13 protein-coding genes are annotated in these 17630 nt (G+C 68.6%); 3 read left to right on the top strand and 10 right to left on the bottom strand.

Translation table 11 applies throughout. The features are described 5' to 3' along the window. Window positions 1–52: 52 nt before the first annotated feature. The gene (locus tag PV772_RS01750; protein WP_347885191.1) at window positions 53–739 is read left to right on the top strand and encodes an alpha/beta family hydrolase; all 687 of its coding nucleotides are present in this window, start codon (window positions 53–55) and stop codon (window positions 737–739) included. Here the strand turns inward: PV772_RS01750 and PV772_RS01745 are convergent. Further along, the gene (locus PV772_RS01745) at window positions 723–3629 is read right to left on the bottom strand and encodes an AAA family ATPase (protein ID WP_347885190.1); all 2907 of its coding nucleotides are present in this window, start codon (window positions 3627–3629) and stop codon (window positions 723–725) included. The two genes, PV772_RS01750 and PV772_RS01745, sit on opposite strands and share 17 nt — an antisense overlap. Window positions 3630–3788: 159 nt before the next feature. Here PV772_RS01745 and PV772_RS01740 point away from each other — a divergent pair, with 159 nt between their 5' ends. Then, entirely contained in the window at window positions 3789–4013 is a 225-nt protein-coding gene (locus tag PV772_RS01740; protein ID WP_347885189.1) for a hypothetical protein, read from the top strand. A gap of 25 nt (window positions 4014–4038) precedes the next feature. Here the strand turns inward: PV772_RS01740 and hrpB are convergent, their stop codons facing one another. The 7 genes from hrpB to PV772_RS01705 all read right to left on the bottom strand — a co-directional run bounded on the left by hrpB (window position 4039) and on the right by PV772_RS01705 (window position 11927). Beyond that, complete coding sequence (gene hrpB, locus PV772_RS01735) at window positions 4039–6645, bottom strand: ATP-dependent helicase HrpB (protein WP_347885188.1); 2607 nt, start codon at window positions 6643–6645, stop codon at window positions 4039–4041. Window positions 6646–6687: 42 nt separating this feature from the next. Then, complete coding sequence (locus PV772_RS01730; protein WP_347885187.1) at window positions 6688–7263, bottom strand: hypothetical protein; 576 nt, start codon at window positions 7261–7263, stop codon at window positions 6688–6690. Beyond that, window positions 7253–7561 (bottom strand): hypothetical protein, encoded by a 309-nt coding sequence (locus tag PV772_RS01725; protein ID WP_347885186.1) that lies wholly within the window; start codon window positions 7559–7561, stop codon window positions 7253–7255. The genes PV772_RS01730 and PV772_RS01725 overlap by 11 nt, the downstream gene beginning before the upstream one ends. Window positions 7562–7665: 104 nt before the next feature. Then, window positions 7666–8181 carry a flavin reductase family protein gene (locus PV772_RS01720; protein WP_141160547.1) on the bottom strand — a complete coding sequence of 172 codons (516 nt, stop codon included), beginning with the start codon at window positions 8179–8181 and terminating at the stop codon, window positions 7666–7668. A gap of 143 nt (window positions 8182–8324) precedes the next feature. Continuing rightward, window positions 8325–9263: a 5'-3' exonuclease gene (locus PV772_RS01715; protein ID WP_347885185.1), complete on the bottom strand. Its 939-nt coding sequence runs from the start codon at window positions 9261–9263 to the stop codon at window positions 8325–8327. A gap of 60 nt (window positions 9264–9323) precedes the next feature. Next, window positions 9324–11201, bottom strand: coding sequence for a GTP cyclohydrolase II RibA (gene ribA / locus PV772_RS01710; RefSeq protein WP_347885184.1), 1878 nt, complete (start codon window positions 11199–11201; stop codon window positions 9324–9326). Window positions 11202–11291: 90 nt separating this feature from the next. After that, a complete protein-coding gene (locus PV772_RS01705) occupies window positions 11292–11927 on the bottom strand; it encodes a dihydrofolate reductase family protein (RefSeq protein ID WP_141160550.1) in 636 nt (211 codons plus the stop codon). Window positions 11928–12081: 154 nt separating this feature from the next. Between PV772_RS01705 and PV772_RS01700 the strand changes: the two genes are divergently transcribed. Next, window positions 12082–14247 (top strand): glycogen debranching N-terminal domain-containing protein, encoded by a 2166-nt coding sequence (locus tag PV772_RS01700; protein ID WP_347885183.1) that lies wholly within the window; start codon window positions 12082–12084, stop codon window positions 14245–14247. Here the strand turns inward: PV772_RS01700 and PV772_RS01695 are convergent. Together PV772_RS01695 and PV772_RS01690 are read right to left on the bottom strand one after the other, a co-directional pair. Then, window positions 14220–16223 carry a VWA domain-containing protein gene (locus tag PV772_RS01695; RefSeq protein ID WP_347885182.1) on the bottom strand — a complete coding sequence of 668 codons (2004 nt, stop codon included), beginning with the start codon at window positions 16221–16223 and terminating at the stop codon, window positions 14220–14222. The genes PV772_RS01700 and PV772_RS01695 overlap by 28 nt on opposite strands. Window positions 16224–16237: 14 nt before the next feature. Further along, the gene (locus PV772_RS01690; protein ID WP_141160552.1) at window positions 16238–17626 is read right to left on the bottom strand and encodes a sigma 54-interacting transcriptional regulator; all 1389 of its coding nucleotides are present in this window, start codon (window positions 17624–17626) and stop codon (window positions 16238–16240) included. Between the last annotated feature and the right edge of the window lie 4 nt (window positions 17627–17630).

The following is a 17630-nucleotide window of genomic DNA, read 5'->3' as shown; positions in this document are numbered from 1 at the left end:
CCGCCGCGCGGACGCTGGACCATTTGTCCCGCTGGTCCGGCATGATGGTCCCATGCCCGCAACCGATCAGCAGCTGACCATTCCCGTGGGCGATGGCACAGTGTCGGCCGCCTACGGCCGTCCCGGCAAACCTTCACCCCACGCACCCACCGTCGTGGTGGCTCATGGTGCCGGCGCCGGTATGGAGCACCCGTTTCTTCTCGGCTTCACCGATGCGCTCAACGTCCTGGGCCTCGCCACGCTCCGGTTCAACTTTCCGTACCGGGAAGCGGGCCGCAAGTTCCCGGACCGGCCTCCGGTGGCCATCGCCACCTGGCGGGCTGTGATGGATGCCGCGGCGAATCAGGCTGCCCTGCGCGGCGACACCGGCCCTTTGGTGGCCTGCGGCAAGTCATTCGGCGGCCGGATGGCGTCAATGGCCGTCGCGGCGGGAATGCCGGCGGCCGGCCTGGTCTATCTGGGATATCCACTCCATCCGCCCGGCAAACCAGACAAGCTGCGTGACGAACACTTGTATGGGTTGGCCACTCCGATGCTGTTCCTGCAGGGAACCCGGGACACGTTTGCCACGCCGCACATCCTCGAGGATGTAGTCTCCCGCATCGGCCGCAACGCCGTCCTGCAGTGGGTCGAGGGCGAGGACCACTCGTTTGCGGTTGCTGGTCACAAACGGCCGGCAGGCGAAGTCGGAGCGTCACTGGCCGTGCCGGTGGCTGGATTCATCAGTTCCCTGGAGTGACCGCGTCCAGTCCTGCCAGCCTGGCCAGGTCCACGCGGTTGCCTGCACCGGTCTTCCTCAGCATGTTGGAGATGTGCGAGCTGACGGTCTTTTCGCTGATGACCAGGGCGCTCGCGATTTCGCTGTAGGTCTTGCCGGCAACCACGAATTCGAGAATGACCTGTTCCCGCGGAGTGAGTCCGGGCAGGTGTGCCCGCTTAACGCCAACGGCCGGCAGGGGGTCAGCGGCGATGTGGGCGTGTACTGCGAGCCGCTCCAGGGCTTCCTGTTCGGGAGCGGACCGGAGTTCACGTGCCAATGCCAGGCCGCGCCGCAGGAGCGCTGGGGCCCGGTGCCGCCCCGACTGGCCCTGGAGCAGCATCGCTTCGACGGCCCGCCTGCAGCAGTAGGCTTCCTCCCAGGGCAGGTTTCCGGCGTTGAAGGCGTCGGCTGCAAGGACCCAGGACCCACCAATCCCGGGTACCCGCCGGACCCTGCCCAGTTCGGCCTCATACAACAGCGAAAAGGCCGTGGTCTGGCGCCGGTACAGGTCGGTATGGGAACCGGATTCGAAAAGCCCGGAAGGAAACCGCTCCTTCAGCTGTCGGGCCTCGGCAACGAATCCGTCCGGCGGGAAGCCGGTGTCCCTGGCCTGTTGGGCCAGGTCGGCCAAGGCGCGGGCGGCCAGCGGGAGCAGCCATTCACACATGGTCGGTGGTGGGCCGGGCCGCATGGCACCCGCCAGCGCGGATTCGTAGGACATCCGGAAATGCCCGACGGCGGATTCCACCTGCGCCCGGACGGCGGCGAAGCTGAGGTTCACGAATGCGCCACTGTCCGTATTGATTTCCTCCGCCCTCGCCAGGTGGGCTGCGGCCTCGGCGCCCCGGCCCTGCAGGAGGGCAAGCCGGGCTGCCGTGAGCCGCCCGCTGACGTCTCCCATAGGGCCGGGATCGAGGCTTATTGCGATCCTCAACGCCTCCTGGGTCGCCCGCCAGTTTCCCACCACCAGGTGGCTGGCGGCTTCGTCCGCCGCGAGCTTGGCCACATACGTGTGCGGGCCGCCACAGGCAGCCAGCTCCAGCCTGCCCGCGTGCATGAGGTCCGCGTAGAGGGCGCTGGTCCAGGCCTCCTGGGCATTCCCCAGCCAGCTGATGGCGTGAACGTAACCCCAGAAATCGTGCGCCTTGAGCGCTTCCGCGGCGCCCTGGCGGGCAAGCTGGGCCGCCCTGTCCGGCAGATCGGCGCGGACGGCCACCATGGCGGATGCGGTGAGCGCGTAGGACAATGCCCGGGGGTGCCCGGCCCGCCGCGCCGCTTCCAGGGAACTGGCCGCTGCCGCCGGCCCTCCCGGAAGGCCGTTCCATTGGCATGCATAGGAAAACTCTGCCAGGGCGAAGGCATGCTGCCAGCTTTCCGGCGCAGCCCCGGACAGCCTCACCGCTTCGGTGACACCGTCCATGGCATAGAACTCCTGCCCCGTGGAATATCGCAGGTGGGTGCGGCGGATCAGCAGCTCCGCAGCGGCCAGGGGTTCCGCCGACAGGTCCATCCCTGCCAGCAGTGCATCCACTGCCTCAAGTTCAGCTGCAAAAGCCCCCGTTGTCTGGGCAGTCGCCCGGATCCGGTCCCATAGCTCCCGCTGCGCCCTTTCTTCCCCGGACACCTGATGGTGAAGCGACGCCGCCCGCTGGAGCATGCGGAGCCTCTCGGCTGCGGAACCCGAAGCGTTCAGCGGATCGCCGGCTGCCAGGGCCCATCGATAGGCGGCGGGGCTGTTCCCGGCGAAATAGTAGTGGTCCGCGATGACGGCCGGAAGTTGGGGGTCCGGATCCGTGCTTGCCTGCAACTCATACATAGAGGCGAACGCGGCGTGCCGGATCTTCCGTTCGTCCGCGGACACATCCAGCTCCAGCACCTCGGCAATCAAGGGGTGGAACCAGTAGGTGCCGTTCGGGCCCAGATCGAGGATGCCGCGGGCGGATGCTGCCTGCAGAAACAGCGGCACCCGGGTGCTGTCCTGCAACTTATCGCACGTTGCCACGGCAGCCAATTCGTGCTCCGTCACTGCCCGGCCGGCCACCGCCAGAAGGCGGGTCAGGTTACGGGCACCCTGCGGCAAGCCACGCCAGGACCGAAGCACCGCCTGCCTGAGGTCGCCGTGGAGCCCCTGGGGAAGTTCGGCCGCACCGGCCGGAAGGCCGCCCACCAGCAGGGCCGTGAAGTAGGGATTGCCGGCGGTCCGGCCAAACACGTCCGTCACAAGGGACTGCGGCGGCGGTGCCCCCAGGATGCCTGCTATCTGGGACTCCGTCGCCGGCCTGTCCAGCGGGCCGAGATCCAGCATTCGGACCTGTGACAGCCGCCGGACGTCCGCCAGCCACGTCTGCAGGGGGTGGCTTTCGCCGAGTTCGCCCGCCCTCAGGGTGCAGATGATTCCCAGGCGCCGCTCGGACGGGCCGCCCGCGAGGTACATGAGGACGTCCAGTGTGTCCTGGTCCACACAATGCAGGTCATCGATGACCAGGAAGACCGGAGTAGTGGCGCTGGCCGAGGTCAGCCAGTCGTCCACCAGCAGGGGCACGTTCCCGGCGTACCCGCCGTCCATTGCCGCGGAGAACGGAACGGCGGGCGTATAGGACGGGGCGGAACGCAAGGCTGACCGCAGGCCAAGGTAGGGAACGGTCACATCGCCCAAGGGCAGGGCGGCACCGCGAAGGATTACGTCGCCGGGCCCCGCGGCAGCGCACGCAGCCTGGACCAGCGCCGTCTTGCCGACGCCGGCATCCCCGGAAACAACCGCGGTCTGCGCGGTGCCACTCCGAACGGCGTCCATCATGTCGGTGAGCGCCGCAAGCTCCTGGTCGCGCCCCACCAGGGAGGGGCCACCAGTGTTCTTGCCGGCCACCATCACAGCGTCCCACCACAGTCGGCCGGCAGTACAGGGGTGGCCTGCCACAAAGATGAGGAGTAGGGATCCCCCTTCTGAGGGTGCATACCGGATGTGGGGGGAAGGAGGACAGCGGAGAGTGTGGGTGTCAGTCCAACAATGAGCCAAGGAGGCCGGATCATGACTGCCATACTCCGTTCACCGCGACGCACCCAGGGCGTTGCCGCCCTACTCTTCGTAGCCGCGCTGTTCACTGCCGGGCCAGCGTTCGGATTCCCGGACGAGGCCACGGGGCCGAGCTTTGTGCCGTGCCCGCTGGAGCGGATCGGATCACAACTGGTGCGCTGCGACAACCTGACCGGCGCCGGTGTTGAGGCACCGTCCTGGATCCCCGAGCAGCCGTAGCGCGGGGGCAGGCGCCACAGCACGGCTATTTGCGGTGTTTGGTGCGCGCGGTGGCGGGCGCCGACCACGGGTCTTCGGGCCACGGGTGCTTGGGGTAACGGCCCCGCATTTCCCCACGCACCTGGCCGTAGGGACCGGCCCAGAACGAGGTCAGGTCAGCCGTTACGGCGAGGGGCCGGCGGGCCGGTGACAGCAGGTGGAACAGGACCGGGACACGGCCGTCCACCAGCCGCGGGGACTCGGCCAGCCCGAAGCACTCCTGGAGCTTCACCGCAACGACAGGGGCGGCGCCGGCGTCGCCCGGATCCGGGTACTCGATCCGGATCCGGGAGCCGCTGGGGACCTCAAGGATTTCGGGCGCGAGCACATCCAGCCTGGCGGCTTCCGGCCACGGCATAAGGCGGCCCAAGGGGTTGGCCAGGTCGATTGAGCCCACTGGTTTCCCGGCTGCAAGCTCCTCAAGCTCCGGGCCAAGCCATTCGTCCAGCCTGTCCAGCAGGGCCGGGTCCGACACATCCGGCCAGGGCTCTCCCGCCTCCCTGTGCAGGAAGTCAAGCCTGCGCCGCAAGGAGGTCGCCGCCGCCGACCAGTTCAGCGCCGCCAACCCCTCGGACTGGAGCGCGGCCGCCACGGCCATTCTTCCCTGCGCGGCGGTGGGGCGTGCCGGTGCTGTCGACAGGTTGATGGAGCCCAGCCGCCTGGTCCTGCGCGCGCTCAGCCGGCCCCCCACGAACACGGCGTCCACGGTGTCGGCCAGCAGGTGCGAGGCCGCCGCGGCGGCCGTGGCGGCCGTCACGGGTGCGGCAGCACGGATCACAGCGCCGGTGCCCGCAGCATCCCGGCCCGAAGCCCTCGCCACTTCAGCCACTGCGAGCCATTCGTGGTCTGACAGGGTGCTGCCTGCGGGCAGGCCGGCCCGGGTACCGGAGGCCAGCAGGTATTGCCCCGCGTCCGCACTGCCGGCTACGCGCCGGGCCACGCGGTCGGGGAAGGCAAGGGCAACGACAGCGCCCACAGCTTCAGGGCCGCTGGTGGTTGCCGGAATGGTCGAGGCCCCCGCTCCCTGCCGCCGCGCCACGGCAGCAAGCCGGCTGGATTCCTCCGCCCAGCGCCGCCCTGCGGTGCCCTTGTCCGCGCGGAGCTGGGCAAGCAGCCGGGGCAGGTCTCCGCCGGGAGCGCGGTGGTCCCCGGTGAGCGCGGCCACCACCTCGGCGGCCAGCGGGCGTCCGGTGGAGGTTCCGCCGTCGAGCAATGCCCGGGCCAGCCGGGGATCGGCAGGGATGGCGGCCAAGGCGCGGCCAGCGGCCGTCACCTGCCCTTCCCCCGTCACCGCACCCAGCTCCCTGAGTACCTCGACGGCGTCGTCCATGGACCCGCGGGGCGGTGCGTCCGGCAGCTCAAGGCCCTTTCCGCCGGGCGCACCCCAGCATGCCAGGGTGAGGGCAGCGCCGGCCAGGTCCGCCACGTTGATTTCCGGCGTGACGTGGGCGGGGGCTGCCCCATAGGCCTGTTGCGAGTAGCAGCGGACCACCAGGCCCGGGCCCTGGCGGGCGGCCCGGCCGGCCCTTTGGTCCGCGGACGCCCGGGAACACGAAATCGTCACCAGCCCGCTCATGCCGCGGCCTGAGTCCCGCCGCGGTTCCCGGGCCAGCCCGGAGTCCACCACCAGCCGGACGCCGGGCACCGTCAAGGATGATTCGGCAAGATCGGTGGAGACGATGATCCGCGGGGCGTCGCCGGGGCGCCGGCCCGCGACGGCCCGGTCCTGCTCCGCCGCTGCCACCTGGCCGTGCAGTTCCAGCACATCCACGGCACTGCCCAGCAGGCCGCGGAGGGACGCCGCAACCCGTGAGACCTCCCGGGCGCCCGGCAGGAACACAAGCGCATCCACGGCGCTGTCTCTTCCCAGGGCACGGACGTGGGCGTCCGCGGCGGCCTCGGCAACATGGTCAAGGAAGGCGGGCGTCACTCCCCTTGCGTCCAGCCGCGCGGCAGGAGCCGGGAGCCACTGGACTTCCAGCGGATAATTTACCGCCGGGCAGCCGACGACGGGGGCCGGGGACCCGTCGTCGGGATCGCGGAGCAGCGCTGCGAACCGGGTTGCATCCAGCGTTGCGGACATGGCCACCAGCGTGAGGTCGCCGCGGAGCGCACGGACCTCCGCCAGCAGGCCGGCCAGCAGGTCAGTTTCAAGGCCGCGTTCGTGCACTTCGTCCAGGACGACGGCGGCCGTCCCGTCAAGGCCAGGGTCCGCCAGCAGGCGGCGGAGCAGGATGCCCGGGGTGACGAATTCAACCAGGGTGCCGGGGCCGGCCTGGCGTTCCCCGCGGACCGTGTAACCAACGCGGCCGCCCATACCTGTTCCGTCGAGGGCGGCGAGGCGGCGGGCGGCGGACCGGGCAGCGACACGCCGGGGCTGCGTGACGATGACGCGGCCGTCACCGGCATGCAGATTTGCGAGCAGCGGCGGGACGAGCGTGGTCTTGCCTGTCCCCGGGGGCGCCTGGACAACAACGGCGCCCCTGGCCAAGGCCCGCTGGAGTGCCGGCAGGGAGGCTTCGAACGCGAGCCCGGCACTGGTGGCAGAAAGATTGAAGGTGCCGGCGGCAGGGCTGCCGTCAGGAGGAATCATCCGTCCATTCTGCCTTGGCCTGGGCCGAATTCTCCGACCGGGTCAGGGTTTGCCCTGGCCCTTGGCCTTGCCGCTGGCTTCCTTGGCGGTGTCCGATCGCTTTGAACCGGGCGCGTCCTTGGCGGCGGCGGGTGCGGGTGCAGCCGCCGGAACTACCGGTTCCGCGGCGGCGGGCCCTTCCTGGGAGGTGTCAGCCAGCGCCGGCGCCACGGGGGTGTCCTGCTCCACGGCGGGTGCGGACGCGGATGCTGCTGCAACCTGCGTGGCGATATCTGCCCGAACAGCAGAGAGGGCTTCCTCGATGCCGCGGTAGCGGGTGGCCGAAATCCGGCCTGCGGAGGCGGCTTCACCGAGATCCTTCTCGAGCGCCTGCAGGGCGGCGAGTGCGCCGTCCATCCTGTTTTCCGACGCCGCCTGGCTGATGCTCAGCACGCGGATCTGGAAACCGCGCAGGACATTGCCGTCCGTACCGCCCGGCTGGGCTCCTGCCGCTCCTGCGACGAGGGCGCACGCGACCACGGCGCCGCAGAGAACCAGCAGGGCGCGGACCGGGCGGCGGGGTGCTGGAGTGGACGCTGCGGCCACCGCGGGCCCCGCCGGCTTCAGGTCAGGCGGCATGCCTGCCCCGAAGCGGGACGGCAGGTGCGGACCGTACGGGCAGGACTGTGACCGGGGCCGCGTCAACGGAAGGCACGGGCACCGGCACCATGGTTCCGTGTGCCGGCTGGGTGGGCCGTGCCATGAGGAATCGGGCGGCCGTCCGCATGGCGTTGGCGATCATCAGTCCAATTCCTACTCCGAGCAGAACGTGGCCGGCGAGGTAGTGCCGGGCCGCGCCCGGGCCGTCCAGTGCGGCCACTGCCGCCCCCCCCACGGTCAGCATCAGTGACAGGGCCGTACCGAAAATTGCGCCCATGGCTCCTGCTCCCATCCACTTTAATCAGCAAGCTTACTAGTATTGCTCAGTAAGCTTACTACCACGTGGGCGCGGCGCAAGGGTGCGGTTTTGCGGAACCCGCTTCAGCGGGCGGCTTCGAGCAGGTGGCCCAACGGCTCAAGACCTGCATAGGCGCCCCTGAAAAAGAGCAATGGTTCGGCGTCCTGGCGGGCATGGAGGTGCCGCACGGCCGCCACCACGATGGTGTGGTCGCCGCCGTCATACTCTGCGTGCAGGTCGCAGTCGATCCAGGCGAGCGCATTGTCCAGCACCGGATTGCCCAGCGGAGAGGATGCGTGTTCCACGCCGGCAAATTTGTCCGCCCCGGAGCGGGCGAACTGTCCGGCGAGGTGCCGGTGTTCCGCGGGGAGGATGTTGATGGTGAATGAACCGGCCTTCCGCAGCACGGGCCAGGTGGTTGACGTGCGGGACGGGCTGAACGTTACGAGCGGAGGGTCCAGCGACAGTGCCGCAAAGGACTGGCAGGTGAAGCCTGCCGGCCCGTCAGGGGTGGAACCGGTGACTACGGTCAGGCCGCTGGCGAATGTTCCGAAAATATCCCGAAGCCGGCGGGGAGCAAGATCTGATGTGACTGTCATGGAGGGCCCTCTCGTCTGGATCGTTACCCCACCAAACCATCACCAAACCGGGCCACCAAAGCCTTCCGAAACACGCCGACCCGGACCGCAACGAAAGGTCACGCCCGGACATCCGGCGTCATCGGCATCCCGCCGGCCGCGGGCTACGCCCGCCGGTCCAGCGCGGCGAGGAGCCGGCGGACCGAGCCGCCCAGATTCCAGTCGATGGCCAGTTGCTCGAGTTCGGAGCGCCGGTCGCCGGTCACCGGCTGCAGCAGCGCGCCTGCCTGTTCAAGGGTGGGCAGATTGAGGTCCCGCACCAGGCGGACGACGGCGGGGGCTGCTTGGAGGTACGCCGCGGCGGCGGAAAGCTTGGCCCGGACGGGACCGGACACCCCGCCGTCGTCCGCTTCCGCCGCCTCCAGCAGCCGTTCCAGAGTGCCGTACTTGAGCAGCAGCGACGCGGCCGTCTTCTCCCCGATCCCGGCCACGCCGGGCAAGCCGTCGGAGGCATCGCCGCGCAGCGTGGCATAGTCCGCGTACTGCTGCGGCAGGACTTTGTACTTGGCCACGACGGTCTCTTCCACGATGACCTCGAGGTTCTTCATGCCGCGGGCGGTGTATATCACGCGCACCCCGCGGGCGTCGTCGCACACCTGGAAGAGGTCACGGTCTCCCGTGACCACGTCCACCGGCAGGCTGGCGTGGCTGGCGTAGGTGCCCACGACGTCGTCGGCCTCGTGCCCGGCCGCGCCCACAATGGCGATGCCCGCCAGCTCCAGCGCCCGGCGGATCATGGGCAGCTGCGCTTCCAGGCCCTCAGGCACCACTTCGACGTCCGTGCCGCCGGGTACGGCCCGGGCCACCCGGTGCGCTTTGTAGGTGGGGACCAGGTCCACCCGCCATTGCGGCCGCCAGTCGTCATCCCAACAGGCCACGAGGTGGGAGGCCTGGTAGTCCGTGCTGAGGCGGGCGATCATGTCCAGCAACCCGCGGACGGCGTTGACCGGCGTCCCGTCAGGGCGGCGGATGGTGTCCGGCAGCCCGTAGAAGGCGCGGAAGTACAGGGAGGCAGTGTCGAGCAGCATGAGGCGCTGGGGCATACCTCGATCCTCACACGGAATTGGTCCGCAGCGCAGGAGCCGTGACTCCGGCCGTGGCGCCTAGAAGGACTGCGTGCTGAATCCCAGCCCCAGCAGGCCACGTCCCGACTGCTCCAGGATGGCGTCGATGCCCAGGGTGGGGTGGTTCAGGAGCACGCCGATGTCCCGCTGGATGCGCTGGAGCGGGTGCGTGAGCCGGTGCACGCTGCCGCCTGAGCCGCCCACCGCCAGCCGGACCGCCTCCTGCGAGGCCTCGGCGCTGAGGGCGAGGGAGAGCCGGAACGAGGCGTGCTGATCCTCAGCCAATGCGGGAGCAGCCTGCCCCTCCGGGGGCAGTACGGACAGGGCCGCCTGCCACTGCAGTTGTGCCGCAGCCAAGGCCCCGGCCGCCCGGGCGTAGCGCGCCTGGGCAAGGGTTGAATCCGCCTGCCGCGTTTCGATGCCGTTCTTTTGCCTTGGCACCAGGAGCTGCTCCCGGAAAAGTTCCATGGCGTACTCGGCGGATCCCAGGGCCGCAGCGGGCGCCACGAGATTCAGGAGCATGGCCATGGGTGCGTGGATGAGCGCGTCCTGGTGGATCAGGCTGCCGGGGTTCTCCGGGCTGCTGAGCAGTGCCCATTCCGCCACGCGATGGTCCGGAACAAAGAGTCCGTCGGCATGGAGGTCATTGCTGCCGGTTCCCCGCAGCCCGTCGGTGTGCCAGGCGTCGAGCAGTTCAAGGTCGGCTACAGGAACCAGCGCCTGCAGCCGCGCACCGTTGAGCTGCACGGCCAGCAGGGCCCACCGCGAGTGCATCACACCCGAGGCGAAACTCCAGTGGCCCGAAATGGCGTAGCCGCCCGGTACCTTCCGCGCCATTCCCACGGGGGCACTCGTCGCGGCGGCAAGGGGTACCTGGCCGCCCGCAAAGACCTCCTCCTGCACCGCGCGGGGCCAACGGGCCAGCATCCAGGCGTGTTCGGCAAGGTGGCCGGCAGTCCAGGCGGTGGAGGCGCATCCCCTGGCAAGGACCCGGACAACTTCAGCATAGGTGCGCGCACCCAGCCCATACCCGCCCACAGCGGCGGGCGCCAGGATGCGGAAGACGCCGGCCTCCTGCAGCTCCTGTACCGTCAACTCCGGCAGCCGGCGTAGCCTGTCGGCCTCTTCCGCCCTGGCGCGCAGCCCCGGAACCAGCGCGGCGACCCGGGCCGGCATGTCCGGCAGGCCCGCCACGGTCCCGGCAGCGGGCTGCACGGAATGGTCAACGGCGCGGCCAAGTTCCAGCGTATGGCCGGTGCGGTCGCGCTTGGCGGCAAGGTAGCGGGAGTTGGCCTCCGAAAGGTGGATGCCGGTGGGAACCTGCTGCTGGACATTAATTCCCAGTGCAACCAGCTGGTTGGCCTTGTCCGGGTTGTTGCTGAGCAGCCGAACCGTGGTGGCGCCAAGGGTGTTGAGCATTTGGGCTGCCGCCGTGTAATCGCGCTCGTCCTCACCATGCCCCAGGGCGAGGTTCGCGTCATAGGTATCAAGGCCCCGGTCCTGCAGCGCATAGGCATCAAGTTTGGAATACAGGCCGATGCCCCTGCCTTCCTGCCGGAGGTAGAGAAGGAAACCCCCGGTGGCGGCAATGCTTTCGACGGCTTCCCGGAGCTGTGGTCCGCAGTCGCAACGTTCGCTGCCGAAGACGTCACCCGTCATGCACTCGCTGTGCAGCCGGACCAGCGGGGCCCCGCTGCCGGCGCCGCCGGCCCCGGAGCCCTGTCCCAGCAGCGACTGTTCCCAGGGTCCAAGGGCGAGCAGCAGGTGTTCCCTGCCGTCCGCCAGGCCGTGAAAGGTGAGGACCTCCGCCGTCGTGCCATAGCCGTCAGGAAATCGCAGCGGCACGGTGACGCTGGTGCGGACTGTAGCCAAGGGGAGGGAACCCGGCGGCGGGGCTGCATGGGTGGCGACGGTCAAAAGAGCCTCCGGGATCGCGGGCAGTGGATACTTGAAACTTGAACTTAAAGGTAGCCCAATTTACTTCAACCTTCAAGCATTTTCTGCGCATCACTGTTTCCGGGTGCCCGGCGGCCCGGTGAGCACCGTGGGTACGTACTCGAGAAGCTGGAGCCTGCCGTCGAACGTCCTGCTCTGCACCATCTCCAGCCGGACATCAGGGTAGCCATCGTAGATCCGCTCCCGGCCGGTGGCCCCGGTGATCACAGGGAAGATCACCAGCCGGAACCTGTCCACGAGACCGGCCGCCAGCAACGACCGGGCCAGGCTGATGCTTCCCAGGGTACTCAGCGGCCCTTTTTGCGTGCGCTTCAGTTCGCGGACCGCCTCAACCGCGTCCCCGGTGACCAAGGTCGAGTTCGGCCAGTCCAGCGGCGCGTGCAACGAGGAGGAGAAAACGAATTTCGGCACGGCGGACAGCCCGGTGAGACTGGCGCCCTCCTCCTCGGAGAAACCGGACCGGTCTGCCGCGGCCTGCGCAGACATTCCGTACATCAGCCGGTAAGTGTTCGCCCCCAGGAGGAAGGTGTACTCCTTTGCCGACTCCTGGCCGAGCCACGCCAGGTATTCCGGCCCTTCCAGTCCCCACCACCCGGGCCACCCCTCGGCGGAGGCATACCCGTCCAGGGAGATGATCAGGTCCACCATCAGTGTCGCTGGTGACATTTCAGCTGGTGCGGCGCCCATGGCTGCCTCCTCAGGACTGATCGGCATCGATGTGCCGGCCATGTTATGCCCGACCGGACGGGACGTACAAGGGTGCCGCCTCCCCTTTCATCAGCCCTTCCACAGGCGTAGCGTCTATCCCGCCGGAGGCATCGCAGCCGTCAAAGGAGCGGACATGGCCGGGTGGAATTCAGACACAGCGGCGGGGCCGGTGGGCGCGGGAACCGTCACCTTGGTGGAAGGCTCATGTTTTTGCATCTCCGCCGCCAACGGGGACATCCACCCGGACCTGCCCCACGGCGTATTCCATGAGGACACCCGCATCCTGTCCGGATGGAGTATGACGGTGAACGGCTCGCCGCTCGAACCACTGACGGCGGAAACGAAGGAACCCTACCGGGCACTGTTCATCGGCCGCGTTCCCCGGGCCGACGGGTACGCGGACAGCCCTTTGATCGTGGAGCGCCTGCGTGAAGTGGCAGCCGGAGTGGTCGAGGAAATCACCATCCGCAACTACTCGGGCCTTCCCGTCGCCTGCAACGTTTCCGTCGGCGTCGATTCGGACTTTGCCGACCTGTTCGAGGTGAAGGAAGCAAGGGTCCAGCGGCGCTGGGACGTCACCCGCGGAGCCGACGGCGATTCGCTGATCATCAGTGCGGCCTGGCAGGACCTGCGGAAGGCCGTCCTGGTCAGGGGCCGTGGCGCCGTCGCCTCCGCCGGCGCGTTGGCATACCATGCCGTGGTTCCCGGCTACGGCCAGTGGTCCACGAGGCTGAGCGTGGCACCCGCAGGACAGGACAACGTTTGGCGCCCGGCCGGGCACGGGCTCTCCCCGAGTGACCGGCGGCACCAGGAATGGGTTGCCAAAATCCCCAGACTGCAGATGACGAACCGTTCCATTGAACGGACGCTGCGGCGCAGTTATGACGATCTCGGCGCTCTCCGGATCGAAGACCCCGAGCATCCGGAACGGATCGTGGTGGCAGCCGGCGCCCCCTGGTTCATGACCCTGTTCGGTCGTGACTCGCTGTGGGCTTCGGAAATGGCCCTTCCCGTGGACCCGTCCCTGGCCTTGGGCACCCTGCAGACGCTGGCGGACCGGCAAGGCACGGTGGTTGACCCGATGAGCGAGGAGGAACCCGGCAAGATCCTGCATGAAGTCCGGCTGGGGGTGTCTTCGGGGCTGGCGCTCGGCGGCAAATCTGTCTACTACGGCAGCGTGGATGCCACCCCGCAGTTTGTCATGACCCTGGCCTCGGTAAGCCGCTGGGGCTCCGGCAAGGACACCATTGCCGCCCTCCTTCCCAACGCCGACCGCGCCCTGGACTGGGTCAGGAACTACGGCGACAAAGACGGCGATGGGTTCGTTGAGTACCAGCGCCTCAACGACCAGCCCCTCATCAACCAGGGATGGAAGGACTCCTGGGACGGGATCAATTTTGCGGACGGAACCATCGCCGAACCGCCCATCGCGCTGTGCGAGGTGCAGGCGCTCGTCTACTCAGCGCTCCTGTCCCGGGCATGGATGGCATTTGATGCCGGGGATGCACCCCTGGCAGCCCGGCTCACCGCCGAGGCGGCAGGGTTGAAGGAACGGTTCAACGAGGAATTCTGGCTGCCGGACCGCGGCTACTTTGCAGTTGCCCTGGACGGAAGCAAACGGCCGGTTGATGCCTGCGCATCAAATATGGGGCAGTGCCTGTGGCGTGGCATCGTTGACGACGACAAGGTGCCGCTTGTAGCTGAACGGCTGATGTCTCCGGAAATGTTCAGCGGCTGGGGTGTCCGGACCCTTGCCTCCAATATGGGCGCCTACAACCCGGCCAGCTACCACAACGGTTCCGTATGGCCGCACGACAACGCCATCATCGCGGCGGGACTCATGCGGTACGGATTCGTCGATGAGGCCCAGCGCATCGCCACCGCACTGCTTGAAGCCGCTGACTTTTCCGGCGGCCGGCTTCCGGAGCTGTTCTGCGGCTTCAGCCGGGAGCAGGTTGCCCAGCCGGTGCCCTACCCCACGGCATGCTCCCCGCAGGCCTGGGCGGCCACCACGCCGATCATGCTGATTACCTGCCTGATGCGGTATGACGCCCACGTCTCCCGAGGCGGTTTCTGGATGGATCCGGCCCTGCCCCAGTCCTACGGGAACCTGCACATCACCAACGCACCCCTGGCCGGCGGCCGCATCACTATCGACATCACTGGCAGCGAAGCCGCGGTGCAGGGCTTGCCCGCGGGCCTGACGTTCCACCGCGAACACCGTCCCTGGCTGACCGAACTCATCTCGCAGGCCGGGCTCGATGGGAGAAATCAAAGCTCCCATCCGGCGTCGCCATAGAAGCTGCGGACGTGGGCGCGCAGGTACTCCCCCACCACCGCCGCACCAAGGTCGCCCACCTCCGGGGCGACAACACGGCCCTCCACGCGCCGGGCCATCCGCTGGATAAACCGCTCCAGGCCGGGGTCGCTTCCCAGGCGGAAGAAGGTGGCCTGGACGCCGGCGCGGCCAAGGCGGTCCAGCTCGGCAACCGTCGCGCGGATGGTCTCTGCGTCCGGAGGCCAGTTGAACCAGGAGTCCCCGTCCGGCAGGAGGTGCGCCGTTGGCTCGCCGTCCGTGACGATCAGCAGGACCGACTGCATGGATGGGTGACGGCGGAAAAAACGTCCGGCGAGGAGCAGGCCGTGGTGCAGGTTGGTTCCCTGTTCGCGGAAGGCCGGCAGGGCCGTGAGTTCCCCGATGTCCATGGACTGGGCGTAGCGGCCGAAAGTGATGAGTTCGAGGCGGTCACCGCGGAAGCGGGTGGAGACCAGGTGGTGCAGTGCCAGCGCGGTCCGCTTCATGGGAACCCACCGCCCTTCTGCAGCCATGGAGAAGGAGACGTCCACCAGCAGGGCAACCGCGGCCTGGGTCCTGGCCTCCGTCTCCGAGACTTCGATATCGCCCACCGCGAGGCGCAGGCCACGGGCCGGGTCCCCGCCGTCGGCCATGGTGCGCCGGATGGCGTTGGTCATGGTGCGGGTGACGTCCCACGGTTCGGCGTCCCCGAACTCCCACTGCCGGCTGGATCCTGTCTGTTCTCCGGCGGCACCTGCCATCCTGGTGTCACGGCTTCCCTGCCTGCCGGAGAGTTGCTTGGCGGCGTCGCGCAGCAGCGACTTCCCCAACCGCCGCATGGCTTGTGGCGACAGCCTGAGGTCACCGTCGGCGCCACGGCGAAGGTAGCCGCCCTCCTGCATTGCCCGTTCGATCTCCGCCAGGGTACGGGCGCTCACCGCGGCGTTCTCGCCCAGCTGCCGGGCCAGGGCGTCGAGGTCCAGGTCATCGAGCGTGGAACCGTTGTACGACTGGGACAGCTGCTCCGACAGTTCGTCGAGTTCGGCGATGTCCTGCAGCACACCGGTGCCGTCGCCCAGTCCCAGGCCCTCCTGCCCTTCGAACCGTTCCGATCCCGACCAGTCCTCCCCCGGACGCAGGGCCTGGAGGCTGGCATCGAGTTCGCTGAGCTGGGCCATCAGCCCGGGCGACCCAAAGGCCTGGGCGGACAGCCGCATCAACTCATCGCGCTGTTCCGGGGACATGGACTGCAGGAGGCGCTGGGCCGCGGCTGCGCGCTGGGCCAGGGCGTCCACCAGTTCCTCCACGGACTGCGGGTCCTCAGGAAAGAACTGGCCGTGTTTGGCCATGAACTCCTGGAAGTCGGCCTGGGTATCTTCCCCGCGACGGTGTTTTGCCAGCAGTTCGTTGAGGTCCCGGAGCATGTCATTCACGGCCGCCCGGTCATCATCGGTGGCGCTCTCCAGCGCTTGCTTCATGCCGGCGAAGCGTTGGTCCAGGATTTCGCGGCCCAGCAGGTCCTTGATCCGGTCGTAAGCTTCCCTGGCTGTGCTCGACTGCCAGTCGTAGGATGCCAGGTCATTGACAGCCGCCGCCGTGGAGGACGGCAGGTTCTCCAGCTGCATCTCGCGGAAGGCGCGGTCCGTGTCGTCCATCATGGCGTCCCGCGCCAGCTGCTTGCGTTCCTCCAGCACGGCCGTGTCCAGGAGTTTCTTCACCTCGTCCAGGGTGCCGTCCAGCCGGTGGCGCCCCAGCAGCTCGCGCCGCCGCTGCTGCACCCGCCGGGCAAGGTCGTCCAGGCCGTCCCGGTCGCGTCCGCCGCGCCGCAGGAACTCCTGCAGGGCGTGCCGCGGCGAGTACCCTGCCATGACGTCTTCGGCGACGGCGTCCAGGGCCTCGGCCAGGTCGACGGGCGGGGCCAGCGGATCCGGACCGCCGGCATACCGGCCGTACCTGGCGGACCTCTTGTGGATGGCCATGGTGCCTCCTGTGCCTAGCCGTAGATGGTTTCCTCGTCGTCGGACTCCTTGGAGATCCGCCGGCCGAGGTACAGCCCTTCAAGGGCCAGTTCGACGGCGGCGGCCCGCTGTCCGTCGTTGGCCGCACCCAGGCGGCGCCCAATTTCGTCATACAGGCCGGATCCGTTCAGCGACGGGAGGTTGCCCAGGAACTCCCGTGCCGTGACCTGTTCGCCGGTGGTGACGGTGCGGTGCCCATCCAGGGCCGCCACGAGGGGGCCCATGTCCAGGCCCTGGAAGTGGGCCCGGACAGCTTCAGCGGTGGCGGTCCGGAGGAGGTGGTCCAGGATCCCCTCCTCCCGTCCTTCCTCGCCGGATTCGAACTCGATTTTGCCCGTCAGCACCTCCACGGCGGGCTCAAGGTCGATGATCCGGGCTACTGCCTGGTCCTCGCCCCGCAGGCTGGCCCGGCGCAGGGCCGCTGCCGCCACCGTTTCTGCCCCGGCAATGGCGAACCGTGCCGACACGCCGGAGGCCTGGTTGATGGCAGGGGACTGCCGCAGCGCCCGGGTGTAGCGGGCCAGGATTTCAAGGATGAACGGCGGGACGTCGGCCACCAGCCGCCCTTCCTGCCGGATGACCGCTACTTCGTCTTCCAGCTCAATCGGGTAGTGGGTGCGGATTTCCGCACCGAAGCGGTCCTTCAGCGGCGTGATGATCCGGCCACGGTTGGTGTAATCCTCCGGGTTGGCAGAGGCCACCACCAGCACGTCCAGCGGAAGCCGCAGGACGTAGCCGCGGATCTGGATATCGCGTTCCTCCATGACGTTCAGCATGGCCACCTGGATGCGTTCAGCGAGGTCGGGGAGCTCGTTGATGGCAATTATGCCGCGGTTGGAGCGTGGGATCAGCCCGTAATGGATGGTTTCGGGATCCCCCAGGCGGCGGCCCTCAGCCACCCTCATCGGGTCCACGTCGCCAATGAGGTCAGCCACCGACGTATCCGGTGTTGCGAGCTTCTCCACGTAACGCTCTGAACGGTGCCGCCACGCCACCCGCAGCCGGTCCCCCTCGGTCAGCGCCCGGGCGCGTGACTGTTCGGTGATGGGTTCAAAGGGGTGCTCGTTCAGCTCTGAATCCTCGATGACCGGCGACCACTCGTCCAGCAGCCCCGCCAAGGTGCGGAGGATGCGGGTCTTTCCCTGCCCGCGCTCCCCCAGGAGGACGATGTCGTGGCCGGCGAGCAGTGCCCGCTCCAGCTGCGGAACCACTGTCCGGCCGAAGCCGTACAGGCCGGGCCACGGGTCACGCCCCGCAGCCAGGGCGGCGAGGAGGTTGTCCCGGATTTCATGCCTCAGGTCCTTCAGGACATACCCGGCCGCACGCAGTTCACCAACGGTGTAAATTTCGGGGCGATCAGTCACCCCT

The sequence above is a fragment of the Pseudarthrobacter sp. CC12 genome, from assembly GCF_039907755.1.
GTDB classification, from domain to species: Bacteria; Actinomycetota; Actinomycetes; order Actinomycetales; family Micrococcaceae; genus Arthrobacter; species Arthrobacter niigatensis.
The sequence above is the reverse complement of the archived record's forward strand: the minus strand, read 5'-3'. Positions and strand labels throughout refer to the sequence as shown.